General features: G+C 72.1%; 5 protein-coding genes. 4 read left to right on the top strand and 1 reads right to left on the bottom strand.

Going from position 1 to position 13,584, the window contains the following annotated elements:
* Nucleotides 1-48: 48 nt before the first annotated feature.
* Both ACNHYB_RS12425 and ACNHYB_RS12420 read left to right on the top strand, forming a co-directional pair.
* Nucleotides 49-465 (top strand): transferase, encoded by a 417-nt coding sequence (locus tag ACNHYB_RS12425; protein WP_418275656.1) that lies wholly within the window; start codon nt 49-51, stop codon nt 463-465.
* A gap of 136 nt (nt 466-601) precedes the next feature.
* The gene (locus tag ACNHYB_RS12420) at nt 602-1,705 is read left to right on the top strand and encodes a YihY/virulence factor BrkB family protein (protein ID WP_418275655.1); all 1,104 of its coding nucleotides are present in this window, start codon (nt 602-604) and stop codon (nt 1,703-1,705) included.
* A 4-nt stretch (nt 1,706-1,709) separates the two neighbouring features.
* Here ACNHYB_RS12420 and ACNHYB_RS12415 read toward each other — a convergent pair whose 3' ends face one another.
* A complete protein-coding gene (locus tag ACNHYB_RS12415) occupies nt 1,710-10,619 on the bottom strand; it encodes a DUF5979 domain-containing protein (RefSeq protein ID WP_418275654.1) in 8,910 nt (2,969 codons plus the stop codon).
* Nucleotides 10,620-11,003: 384 nt separating this feature from the next.
* On the opposite strand from ACNHYB_RS12415, the gene ACNHYB_RS12410 reads away from it, so the two are divergent.
* The gene (locus ACNHYB_RS12410) at nt 11,004-12,722 is read left to right on the top strand and encodes a SulP family inorganic anion transporter (RefSeq protein WP_418275653.1); all 1,719 of its coding nucleotides are present in this window, start codon (nt 11,004-11,006) and stop codon (nt 12,720-12,722) included.
* Nucleotides 12,719-13,582, top strand: a complete 864-nt coding sequence (locus tag ACNHYB_RS12405) for a bile acid:sodium symporter family protein (protein ID WP_418275652.1) — start codon at nt 12,719-12,721, stop codon at nt 13,580-13,582. Before ACNHYB_RS12410 ends, ACNHYB_RS12405 begins: the two co-directional genes overlap by 4 nt.
* Nucleotides 13,583-13,584 lie beyond the last annotated feature (2 nt).

Raw genomic sequence — 13,584 nt, 5'->3', positions numbered from 1 at the left:
GTGTCGCACGTTATGTCACCAGCTACCGCCGAACGAACGAGGAGAGCAGTGCGACGCATTCCCCGGAAGGTCGAGATCGAGGACGCCGCCGGCAACGTCACCCGGTACGTCAAGCACGAGAACGGTGAGGGCTACGCCTCCCCGCAGGCGTCCGTGCACCGCGAGGCCCGGCTCGAGCCCGGCGCCTACGTCGAGGCCGGCGCCCAGGTGGCCGCCCTCGCCCGCGTGGGCCGCTACGGCTGGGTCGACGTCGACGCCGTCGTCGGACCCCGGGCCCACGTCGGCAGCGGCGCCCACGTCGGCGTGCGCGGCCGGATCGGTGCCGGCGCCCGCATCGGGGCGCACGCACGCCTCGGCAGCGACGTCCGGGTCGAACCCGGCGCCGTCGTCCTGCCGGACGAGGTCGTCCCCGACGGAGCGCACGTCGCCCCCGACCGCCGACGCAAGGTCGACGTCGCCGCCTGACCGTCCCGGCGGAGCGACGGACCCGGTCGGCCGACGGCCGGCCACCTCCCTCGTCCCGCGCCCCGCGTTGCACGACCGTGCCCGGACGGCGACGCTGGGGAGGCCGGGGACCCCGGCCGAGGACGAGGAGACCGCGATGACCCACACCGCCACGGCAGGCACCGAGCCCGACCCCGACGACGCACGCAAGCCTGCCTCCCCCAGCGACCTGGCCAAGCCGTCCTGGGGGCTGGCCCTGAAGAACACCCTGCGCGAGTTCTCCGACGACCAGGCCACCGACCTCGCCGCCGGGCTCACCTACTACGCCGTGCTGGCGTCCGCGCCCGCGCTGCTGGCCCTGGTGTCGCTGCTGGGCTTCGTCGCCGACGCCGAGGCCGCGATCGACTCCATCCTGTCCACCGTCGAGCAGTTCCTGCCCGAGGAGACGCTGGCGATCGTCCAACCCCTGGTGGAGAACGCCGTCGGCGCCACCGGGGCGGGCTGGGCCCTGCTGCTCGGGCTCGTGCTGGCCCTGTGGTCGGCCTCCGGGTACGTCGGGGCGTTCGGCCGGGCGATGAACCGCGTCTACGAGGTCGACGAGGGCCGCCCCGTGTGGAAGCTCCGCCCCGTCATGCTGGGCGTCACCGTCATCGTGGTGCTGCTCGCCGTCGTCATCGTCGCCAGCCTGGTGCTCTCCGGCCCCGTGGCGCAGGCGATCGGCGACTCCGTGGGCCTGGGCGACACCGCCCTCACCGTGTGGAACATCGCCAAGTGGCCCGTCGCGCTGTTCCTCGTGGTCGTCGTGGTGGCGCTGCTGTACCACCTGACCCCCAACGTCAAGCAGCCGAAGTTCCGGTGGATCAGCGTGGGCGCGCTGGTCGCGATCCTCACCTGGGTGGTCGCCTCGGCGGCCTTCGGGTTCTACGTCACCAACTTCGGCAGCTACGGCTCCACCTACGGCGTGCTGGGCACGTTCATCGTGTTCCTGCTGTGGCTGTGGATCACCAACCTCGCGCTGCTGTTCGGCGCCGAGCTCGACTCCGAGCTGGAGCGCAGCCGAGAGCTCCAGGGCGGCATCGCCGCCGAGGAGACGCTGCAGCTCCCGCCCCGTGACACCAGGGCCAGCGACAAGAAGGCGGGCAAGCGCCGCGACGCGATCGCCGAGGCGCGCGACCTCCGGCTGTCAGCCGGCACACCGGCCGACGGTGCAGGCGACGCCAGGGCCGACGGGTCCTCCGGCTCGGCGTCCGAGCGGCCCTGACGCGTCAGGCCTGCCCGCGGCGACGCAGGAAGGTGAGCACCCCACCGACCGCCACCAGGAGCACCGCCAGGCCCAGCAGCGGCAGCACGAACGCGCCGGTCCGCGGCAGCGGGTCGCCGCCCGGGGCCGGCGGGGGTGGCGGCACCGGGTCGAACGTGTTCGTCACCGTGATCGTGGCGGCGTCCCCGGCGGCGATCGTCACCACGCCGGGCTCGCCGCCGTCGATGCTCGACACCTCGCTGAGGGCCGCACCACCGGCGTCCGTCTCGGTGACGACGCACTCGGCGCCCACCGGCAGCGGCGACCAGGTGACGGTCTCGCCCGCCTCGACGTCGCGGGTCGCGCCGCCCGGCACGTCGAGGTCGCGCCCCTCGAACGTGCACGCGAGGGACACCTCGAACGGACCGGTCTCGAAGGAGCCGCCGGACAGGTCCACCACCTTCGTGGCCCGCAGCGCGCCGGCGGGGTAGTCGTTGGTGACGGTCACGACCACGGGGTCGGCGTCGGCGGAGGCTGCGGGCACCACGACCTCGCCCGGCCCAGCTCCCTCGCCGAGGGTGGACACGGTGGACGACGTCGCGCCCGCCGCGTCGGTCTCGGTGACGACGCACCCGGCCCCCACGGGGAGCTCGTCGTAGGTGGTGGTCTCCCCGGGACCGAAGGTGCGGACGGCGCCGCCGGGGACGTCGATCGGCTCGCCCTGGAACGTGCACTCGGCGGTGACCTCGTACGGGCCCACGCCGAACTCGGCCGCCCCGCCGGTGAGCTCCTTGGTGACGTCGAACGATCCGAGGTCGAACTCGTTCGTCACGGTGACCTCGGCAGGGCCGGCGTCGGTGCCGGGCACGACGACCTCGCCGGGCGCACCGCCGTCGACCGTGGTGGACACGGTGCTCGACGTCGCCCCCGCCGCGTCCGTCTCCGTCACCAGGCACTCCGCACCGACGGGCAGCTCGGAGTACGTGACGGTCTCCCCGCCGACGAGGGGGCGCGACGCGCCGCCCGGCACGTCGATCGGCGTGCCCTGGAAGGTGCACTCCAGCTCCACCTCGAACGGCCCCGTGCCGTACGCGGCCCCGTCACCGTCGACCACCTTGGTGACGGTGATCTCGCCGAGGTCGAACGTGTTGGTGACCACGATCTCGAGCGGGTCCCCGGGGTCACGCTCCGAGACCGTCACCATCGACGGTTGGATCGTCACCTCGGTGGCGCCCCCCTGGCCGGTCTCGGCGAGGGTGCACTCGGCACCGTCCTGCAGGCCGAAGTAGACGGCGACCCCGAGACCGTCGACCACGTCGATCTCGCGGACGGGCCCGCCGGGCACCTCGATCGGAGAGCCCTGGAAGATGCACTCCAGGGTCACCTCGAACGGCCCGGTGCCGTACGCGGCACCCTCGCCGTCCACCACCTTGCTCACCAGCAGCGGGCTGATGGCGAACGTGTTCTCCGCCGTCACCGTCACGGTGGAGGGCGCCCCGCCCTGGTTCGGCGGGACCACCACGTCGACGGAGGTCCCGGGCACGGGGTCTCCCCCGTCGACGGTCATCGTCGTGGACGTCGCACCGAAGTCGTCCGTCTCGGTGACCGTGCAGGTCGCACCGACGGGCAGGCCCTCGTAGACGGCGGGGGCGTCCACCTCGAGCTCCCGCACCGGACCGCCGGGAACCTCGATCCGCTCCCCCTGGAAGGTGCACTCCAGCGTCACGTCGAACGGGCCGACGGGGTACAGGATCGCTCCGAGCCCGGCGGTCTCCTTGTCCACCTGGACGGTGCCGACGTCGTAGGTGTTCGTCGCGGTGATGGTCACCGGGTCGGCGTCGTCCGCGGGGACGACGACGTCGCCGGGCGCGCCGCCGTCCACGGACGTGGAGATCTCGACGCCGGTCGCGCCGTAGTCCTCCGTCTCGGCGACGACGCACTCGGCACCCACCGGCAGGCCGTCGTAGGTGACGGACCCGCCCGGGGTCAGGGTCTGCGTCGCACCGCCCGGGACGGCGATCTCCGCACCCTCGAACGTGCACGTCACCGACACCTCGAACGGGCCGACGCCGAACGCGGCGCCGTCGCCGTCCACGACCTTCTCCACCGTGAACGACCCGAGGTCGTAGGTGTTGGTCACGGACACCTCGACGACGTCCGTGGTGCCGTCCGCACCCCCGACGACCACGGTGTCCGGGTCGATCACGACGGAGGTGGCCTGCCGCGGGTCGGACTCGGAGACGGCGCATTCGGCGCCGATCGGCAGCCCGCCCCAGCTCACGGTGCCGCCGTCGGTGACGGTCCGGGTCGCGCCGCCGGGCACGTCGATCGGCTCGCCCTCGAAGGTGCACTCCAGCGTCAGCTCGTAGGGGCCCTGCGCGAACTCCGCGCCGTCCCCGTCGACCGTCTTCGTGGCCTCGACCGCTCCCGCGTCGAACGTGTTCGTCGCGACGACCTCCACGGTGCCGCCCCCGTCGGCACCGGGCGGCACCACGACGTCCACCGTGGTGCCGTCCACCGGGGTGCCGCCGTCGACGGCGAGCGTCGTCGAGGTCGCCCCGCCCGTCGACGTCTCCGTCACGGTGCACTCCGCGCCCACGGGCAGGCCGTCGAACGTGACGGTCTCCCCGCTCACGAGCGTCTGCGACGACGGGTCCACCGGGACGTCGGCTCCCTGGAACGTGCACTCCACGGTGACCTCGAACGGCCCGACCCCGAAGTCGGCGGCCGCGCCGTCCACCGCCTTCGACACCTCGATCGCCCCGAGGTCGAACGTGTTCGTCGCGGTGACGGTCACGGTGCCGTCGGCCTCGATCGTCACCGGGCTGGGCGAGACGTCCACCGTCGTCGCGCCGCCGTCCTCGGACTCCGTGACCGTGCAGGAGGCCCCCGCCGCCACGTCCTCGATGGTCACCGACTCGCCGCCGGTCAGCGAGACGGTGTCCCTGTAGACCTCCGTCTCGCCCTGACCCGTGTCGAGCCGGCACACGACGTCCAGGGTGAACGGGCCGGTCCCGAACCCGGCACCCTCACCGTCCACGGTCTTGGTGATCTCCAGCGTGCCGGTGTCGAAGGTGTTCGTGATCTCGACCTCGTTGCGCAGGGCGCCGGTGGTGACCACGTCGGGTTCCAGCACGACCGTGGTCGACGTGCCGTCGGTCGTCACCGGGTCCGCGTCGTCCTGCGTCACCGTGATGGACGTCGACGGTGCACCAGCGGTTCCCGTCTCCGTGATCGTGCACTCCGCTCCCGCGGGCAGCCCCGTCAGGGCGACCGGGTCGGCACCGTCCTCGAGCGGCACGACCATCGGCGTGTCCGCGCCGTAGCCGTCGGCGTACACGGGATCGCCGAGGAACGTGCACTCCACCGTCGCCTCGAAGGGACCGTAGGCGATCGGGTCGCCGTCGGCGTCGACGGCGTCGCTCTCGACCGTCTTCGACAGCTCCAGTCCCGCCAGCCGGTAGACGTTGACCACGTAGATGTCGGTGACGTCCGGCTCCTCGGCGATCGTGACCGACGAGGGCACGACGACGACGTCGGTCTGCCCGTTGGCCGGGTCCTCCGCGATGGTGCACTCCGCCCCGTAGGGAAGGTTGGGCACCAGGACCGGCTCTCCCGGCGTGATCGTGATCGAGATCGGGTCCAGCTCGGTCTCGACCCACGAACCCACCGCCGACGTGCACAGCACCTGGAGGTCCATCGAGTCGGGGGCGTAGCCGACGCCCGCGCCGGTCACGAACTTGTTGACCTCGAGCGGCCCGCTGGCGGTCGCGATGCCCACCTCGCTGCCCTCGACGGGCAGCAGGCTGCGCAGGGTCCCGTCCTCGCGCTCGTACACCGCCGACACGGCGGCGGAGTTGAACCCGATGGACCGGTCACCGGCCTCGGGAACCCTCGGCGGGGTCGTCGACGTCGCCTCGAGGGAGACGGACTGTCCGGGCTGGAACGGTTCGTCCTCGGGGAAGGTGAGGACGAACTTGATCGCGGTCATCTGCCGTACGAGCTCGGTCGGCTCGTCTCCGGTCAGTGCGACCCAGCCCGTCTCCGGGTCGTCGGTCGGGCAGATCGGTTCGTTCAGGGGGTCCTCGATGTCGTCCAGGCAGTAGTCGTCCACGGTGGTGTAGAAGAACGTGACCCCGGTGCCCTCCGGGGCGTTGACGAGCCGGGGCGGGGGGTCTCCCCGCAGGATGGGTCCGAAGGCCGAGTCACGTGGCGTGTCCGCGTAGGATCCCGTGTCCCCCGGGGTGGGGAGCCGGTCGTAGCCGACGATCTTGGTGAACGGGTCGTTGCCGACGTTGCCGATGTTGATCCGCCACGTCTGGTCGTGGCCCGGAGGGATCACCGGCGTGCACGGGTAGGAGTAGAAGCCGTCCGCGTCCGTGGTGCAGACGGTGTCCGGGTCGGCGCCGGGCGCCAGGACGACGTCGATCTCGTCGTCGTCCGTCGCCTTGACGAGCTTGGTCTGGTTGAGCACCGCCGACTCGGTGGGGCGCACGTCCGCGTCCGCCTCGCAGGCCCCGGACTCGTCGTCCAGACGGGTCGTGCACTCGTCCCAGGGGCGGTCCCCCACCACGGCAGCGGTGTTCTCCACCGTGATCTGCGACGACAGCCCGAGCCGGAAGTTCACCTGCACGGTGATCGTGTAGGTCTGCCCGACGCCCAGGACGGAGCCGTCGGGGAACGAGACCTCGATGCTCTCGAGGTCTCCCGTCTGGTCGAGGACGACGCCGTCCGGCCCACCCGCCGTGGTCGGCAGCGGTGTGCCCTCGGCCGGGTCGGGGTCCGGCCCGGAGAGGGTGAACGTGTACGGCTCGTCGACCTCGGCGAGGGTGAGCTGGGGGCCGTCGTCGTCCACCGGCATGACGTCGCTGATCACCAGGTCCCCGATCGCCCGGTCGCCCGTGTTCTCCACGGTGATGTTCATCGGGAACGTCGAGGTCGGTGTCTTGGTGCCGCCCGTGACCACACCGTCGAAGTCCTTGACGATGACGACCTCGTTGCTGGCGTGCACGTACACCAGGTCCGCCTCGGCCTCGGCCGCGTCGTTGACGGCCACGAGTTCTCCGGTGTCCGGGTCGATGACCTGTTCGATCCCGGTCACGGTGCCCTGCAGGCTGTTGCTCGCCAGGCCGGGAGACGTCTCCCCCGGGCCCGGAAGGTTGGCGGCGAGGTCCGGCAGCACCGGTCCCCCGGTGCGCATGTCCTCGCGACGCTCGATCGTGACCGGGACGTCCTGCACCGGGAGGGCGGGGTTCTCCCAGATGGAGCCGTCCGTGCGGCTGAACGTGAAGCGCAGCCCCTGCACGTCACCTGCGGTAACCCCGTCCGGCAGGGCGAACGTGGCCGACGGCGTCCCCTCGACCCAGTCGCCGCCGCTGACCGTGACCGGGTCGGGCGACCCCGGGTCGCCGCTGAACGTCCCGCCCACGAAGGCGTCGACCTGCACCTGCTGGATCGGGGCGGTCAGGGACGCCCCGTCGAAGCCGACGAAGTCGTACTGGTTCCAGAACTGCGGGTCGTCGTCGACGAGCACCATCTCGGCGGCCCGCGAAGGTCCGAGGGGCTGCCCGGTGAGGGTCATGGTGACCGGGCCGGTGGAGGGCTCGACGACCTGCTCGGGAGAGAACGCCTTCGCCACCCGCAGCTCGATGGACGGGTTCTCGAGGACCATCTCGGCGTCGTCGTACGCGTCGCGGACGTCTTCCCCGGTACCACCGGGGTCGTCGATGGTGGCCACCGCCCCGTTCGGCACCGGCGAGTACTCGCCGACCGAGACCTGCTCGCCGTCGTACCGGTCGAGCACCCGCAGCTTGAGCGACAGCTCCATCGACCCCGACGCGCCCGCCGGCACCAGGCCGTCGAACGCCACCTCGACGCCGACGACGTCCAGCAGCTCGAGAGGGGTCAGCGCCTCCGCCTCCGCCTCGTTATGCGTGGTCGTCGTGCCGTCCTCGTGGTGCACCGTCACCGTGGTCGTGGCGTCCGGCGACATGCCCGGCGGCGGGGTGACGGTGATGCCGGTGAGCGTGAAGGCGTCGAACGGGGACGTCTCCGGAGCCGTCTGCGCATCGTTCTCCCCCGGCGCTCCCGGTTCCACCAGGCGCAGCTGGTCCACCTTCGCGTTGGAGCTGTTCGTCCCCGTGATCGTGGCGACGGTGGTGGGGTAGGCGGAGATCGGGGTCTCCGCGGGCGGGACCGAGACGGGGCCGTCGTCCCAGGTCTTCGTCACCCCGACGTTGAGGGGCTGGTCGATGATGAGGACGTCGTCACCGTCGGTGTCGGTGTACTCCTCACCCTCGTAGGTGCCCACCGCCTCGACGGTGTCGTTCACCAGGCCGGGGTCGCCCGTGTTGTACAGCGTGCCGTTGGTCGACCCCAGGGCCGGCGAGCCGTCGGAACGCTTCGTGTCCCGGACCCGGAACGTCAGGTCCACGTGGCGATCGTCGTCCAGCGTGGACCGCGCCACCCCGTCACCGGGCTGCGGGGCCAGCGGGTCCGTCGTGGGACGGTCCGGGTTCTCGGTGTACGTCAGCCGCACCGAGGTCGCCTGGTCCTGCTCGTCGGCCGTCAGCGTGTAGCCGGGGAACGAGCCGGCGCACGGGCACGGGTCGCCCGACGCCGGAACCCACGCGCCACCGATGTACAGCTCCACGGACTCCACCTGGTCGTACTCGATCAACGGGTCGGTCGAGGAGTCGATCGCCTCCACGCGCACCAGGTCGAACGCGTCGTAGAACGAGTCGGCGATGTCGGTGCCCTCCGGGTCCGCGACGTCGGACAGCACCAGCGGGTCGACGCCGGAGAAGCCCCCCGTGGACCAGGTGAGCCGCGCGGTGGCCTCGTCGTCCGACCGGGCGAGCACGCTCACCGGGGCGTCCCCGAGGAAGTTCTTCTCCACGAGGTCCACGTCACCGTCGCCGTCCACGGGGAACGGGTCGACCGTGGCGCAGCCCTCGGCAGGCACCGTCGGGTCCACCGCGACCGCCGACGCGCTGGAGGCGCCGCAGTTCTCCAGCGGGTCGTCCCAGTCGTCCGGGCCCGTGAACTCGGCCACGAAGTTCGGCTGGAACTGGGTGCCGGGCGGGAAGCCGTCGCCGGTGGAGTCGTAGACGAACTGCACACCCTGCGCGCCGTCGGGCAGGTCGCAGCTCGCCGTCGCCGGCCCCGTGTAGGGGCCGCAGCCCGGAGCGGGCACCCAGGCCGAACCGTCCCAGTAGTTGATCGTCAGCGTCGAGTCCGCCGGCACGTCGGTGGTGCGGACGGAGCCGGCGGTGAAGTGGTCCCAGAACGAGCTGGAGTCGGTCGGGTCGGTCGGGTCGGAGATGACGACCTGGTCGGCGTTCGTGGTGGACCCGTCCGGGCCGAACGGCAGGAGCTGGCTCGGCAGCTGCACGATGACGCTCTGCCCCGGGACGGCAGGGAACTCGGACGGGGAGATCACCTTGCCCGTGTCGGTCGCCAGACGGTCGTTCAGCGTGACGAGGGTGTCGGACGCCGTGCCCTCGGCGTTGGGGACGTCGACCGTGATCTCGTTCGGGTGGTCCACGTCCGGGTCGGTCTGGTCGGGGTCGGTGTCCGCCGTGAACGGGATCGAGGCCTCGCCGCCGGCGACGATGTCGCCCGTGAACTCGATCGTGAACCCCACGACCTCGCAGCCGTCCGGAGGATTCGGCAGCGTCCCGACCGTCGTCGTGCTGCTGGTCGGCGTGTCGCCGTCCGCGCACGTGAACGTCACGTCGGCCGCGGTCGCGTCGGCCGGCCAGGTCACGCCCGTGCCGTCACCGGACGGGCCGAAGCCGGTGAACGCCAGGGAGTCGTCACCCTCGAAGGGGCTGGGCGTGCCCTCCGACGGCTCGGTGATCGTCAGGTGGTCGACCGGCGTGCCGGTGTTCTCGGCGCCGAGGGTCACGGTGACGGGCTCGCCCGCGCTGACCGGGTTCGGGCTGAAGCTCTTCGAGGCGTCCACGCTGTTGTTCGGCGGCGTGATGACGTACGTGTCGTCGTCCGTGGACGGGTCGGACGGCTCCGTGTCGGGGTGCGTGACGAACGACGAGGCGTCGTTCGTGACCGTGGTCGGGTCCGTGAGCTCCTCGACGTCGTCGTTCTGCACCACCTCGATGGGGACGCTCGCCGTCGCACCCGGCTGGATGTCGCCGCTGAACGTGTACCGGACGCCCTGCACGGAGGCCGGGTCCACCGTGTCGTCCAGCGGCTCCCACGAGTCACCGTCCCAGTACTCCGCCACCACCGTGTCCGCGTCCGGCGGGTAGGTGATCGTTCCCGTGCCCGCGTAGTCCAGGTACTCGAACGGGTTCGGGTCGGCGGTCGGGTCCACCGGGTCCTGGATCACCAGGGTGTCCACCGGGTCGTTCGACGTGTTGGTCGCGTCCACGGTGACCGTCGCGCTCGTCCCCGGGGACGCGAGCGCCCCCTCCGGCGTGATCGTCTTGGCGGTGTCGGAGTCCAGGACGAGCTCGACCTCGGGCACGACGTCGGCGGTCGCGGTCTGCTCGGACGCGTTGTCGGCGACGACGTCCGCGGTGTTCGTGATCGGCACGCCGCTCGCGGAGTACGGCAGGTCGGGGTCGATCTGCACCACCACGGTGACGACGGCCTGCTGCCCGTTGGGGAAGGTGTCCCACTGCGCGGTGGCAGTGTCGGTGTCGGTGTCGGCGTCGATCGTCCCGCCCTCGGGACCGCTCGCGATGGTGGCGCTGACCAGCTCGAGCCCGTCGGGCAGGGCGTCCGTCAGGACGGTGCCCGTGCAGGACTCGACCGGGTCCGAGCAGGCGACCGTGATGTCGAACGACACCTGCTCCCCCGGCTGGAAGGGGCCCTCCCCCTCTACCACCTTGGAGACCCCCAGGGTGGCCGCCGACGCCGTCGTCGCCGGGATCGCGACCATCGGCAGAGCGAGCGCGAAGACCGCCAGCACCGACCATCCGCGCCGGAACCTGCCCCGCGCTCCGCCGACCCTGGGCTTGCCGCGCATCCTGCCGTGACGGGCCTCTGCTCGACCCGTCGACGCGCGACGATCCCCCATCGGTGCCCCTCCACGAGGTCCGTGTCACCTCCCGCGCGGCCCCTGCCGCGCAGACTCACCACGACGGTGCCAGACATCACCGCAGTTGGCGCGGCGAAAAGGGGTGACTCCGGCGGACTGCCGGGGTCGTGACCACGCAGACCCGGCATTCCACGCGAAACCACCTGCCGGGAGCGGACCCGAGACCGGGCCGACGGTCCGGTCACCGCTCGCGAGGGCGGGCCCGGTGCGGCAGGGTGCTGCCAGGACCGACGACCCCCGTGAGAGGCGGTACGAGTGACGCGGCCGACCCGCCCGACACCCCGTGACGTCGTCTCCGGGTTCGTCACCGGGCTGTTCTCCATCCCGGAGGGGATGGCGTACGCGACCGTCGGGGGGTTCGCCGCACCGATGGGCCTGTGGTCGGGGGCGGTACCGACCGTCATCGGCTCGATCTTCGCCCGCAGCGTCCTCATGGTCACCACCCTGACCAGCGCCATCGCGCTGTCGGCGAGCAGCATCCTCACCGACGCGGGCCTCGACCCCGGCGACCTGGGCGCCGTCGCCGCCCTCACCCTCGTCGTGGGCCTGTGGATGGTGCTGCTGGGCGTGCTGCGCCTGGGCTCGGTGATGTCGTTCGTCTCCACCGCCGTCATGACCGGGTTCACCGCGGGCATCGCCGTGCAGATCGTGGCGGGCGTCGTCGAGGACGCCACCGGGTACGCCCCGCAGTCCCACAACACGGTCGGCAAGCTCGTCGAGGCGGTCGCGCACGTCGGGGCGTGGGACGGACCGACGGTCGCCGTCACCGGAGCGACCGTCGCCGTGTGGGCGGGACTCAGCCTCGTGCCCCGGCTGCGCAAGACGGCCACCCTGGCCTCCCTCGTCGTGGTGACCGTCGTCGTGGCCGTGGCGGGCGTCGGGGTGGAGAAGGTCAGCGACATCGCCGCGATCCACCGTTCGCTGCCGCCCCTGACGCTTCCCGACGTCGGCGCGCTGCCCGACCTCGCGTGGGGCGGCCTGGCCATCGCCCTCATCGCCCTCGCCCAGGCCGCGGGCATCAGCGCCGCCGTCCCCAACCCGGACGGATCCCGCGCCGACGCCTCGAAGGACTTCACCGCCCAGGGTCTGGCCAACGTGGCCGGCGGGTTCTTCGGGGCGCTGCCCACCGGCGGTTCACTGTCTCGCACCGGAGTCGCCACCAGCGGCGGGGCGCGGACCCGGTGGGCCGGGATCTTCGCCGGCGCGTGGCTGATCCTCCTCGTCCTCGTGCTCGGGCCGCTCGCCGGCGCGATCCCCATGGCGGTGATCGGTGGGCTGCTGCTCGTCATCGGCGGAGAGCTCGTCGCCGGCCGCCGGCGCGACATCCGGCTCGTGATACGAACGTCCTGGCTGTCGGCGGCCGCCATGATCATCACCTTCGCCGCCACCACGCAGCTTCCTCTGCAGCGGGCCATCTTCCTCGGGGCAGGCCTCTCGATGGTCCTGTTCGCGGTCCAGGCGGCGCTGCGCGGCCGGGTCCTGGAGCTGGTCGCCCAGGATGACGGCGACTTCACCATCGCGGACGCCCCCACCGTCCTGCCGAGCGGCCGCACCACCGTGCTGCACTACGCCGGGTCCGGGTTCTTCGCCGAGGTGAACCGCCTCGAGGAGCAGTGGCCCGATGCCGCCGGGACGCACGACGCCGCCCTCGTGATCTCGCTGCGGGGATCCGCCGGCGTCCCCTCGACGACGTTCCTCAAGTCGCTCGACCGCCTCCTCGACCGTTGGCACCACCAGGGCGTCCAGGTCGTCATCTGCGGCGTGCCCGACGAGGAGCGCCGCCGCTTCGACCGCGGCGGCGTCTCGGAGCGGCTGCGCGACTCCGTGATCGGGGACCAGGGCGGTGTGCTCGCGACCGTCCGCGAGGCGTACGACCTGGCCGAGGGGCGACGTCGTGCCGCGAGCGCCACCACCCACCGAGGCCCCGCCGGCCCGACCGACCGGCCGGGCCGACCCGAAAAGGAGAGCCCATGACCGACGTCCTCACCACGATCGCGCAGGTCGCGATCCTCGTGTTCGTCCTGACGTCGATGATCGGTCTCGGCCTGTCGCTGACGGTGCGTCAGATCCTGGACCCGCTCAAGGACGCCCGCAAGGTCGTGCTGGGGTTGGTGCTGAGCTTCGTCGTCGCTCCCGCGCTCGCGTGGGGCATCGCCGCGGTGTTCGGGCTGAGCGACAGCGCGACCCTCGGACTGCTGCTGCTCGGTGTGGCCGCAGGGGCGCCGTTCCTGCCGAAGCTCACCCAGATGGCGCACGGCGAGGTGCCTTACTCGGTGGCCCTCATGATCCTGCTGATGGTCGTCACCGTCGGGTACGTGCCGCTGGTGCTGCCGCTGCTCGTCGACGGCGTGGCGGTGAGCGCCTGGGACATCGCCCGGCCTCTGCTGACGCTGATGCTGCTGCCGCTGGCGGTCGCGCTGGTGGTGCGGGCCCGCTATCCGCAGTCCGCCGACCTGGCGCCGCGGTTCAACCAGATCTCGTCGGCGTCGATGGCGCTCGGCATCGGCGCGGGGATCGTCGTCGCCCTGCCCCAGATCTGGGACCAGGTCGGCACGGGCGTCATCCTGGCGACGCTGCTGATGGTCGTGGTGCTGCTCCTGGTGGGCTACCTGCTGGGCGGCTCGGGACGCGACCAGCGCGTCGTCACCGCGCTGGGGACGGCGCAGCGGAACCTGTCGGCCGCGCTGCTCATCGCGGGCACGAGCTTCATGGACACCCCCGAGGTGCTGGTCACCGTCCTGGTCGCGAGCCTCGTCCTGACCGCAGCGCTGCTCGGCACAGCCGCCGAGCTGGGACGCCGGCGTGGCACCACGACGACCTCGGAGAAGCAATAGGG

The organism is Isoptericola jiangsuensis, assembly GCF_048320105.1.
GTDB lineage: Bacteria > Actinomycetota > Actinomycetes > Actinomycetales > Cellulomonadaceae > Isoptericola > Isoptericola jiangsuensis_A.
This window is presented reverse-complemented; position numbering and strand designations above follow the sequence as displayed.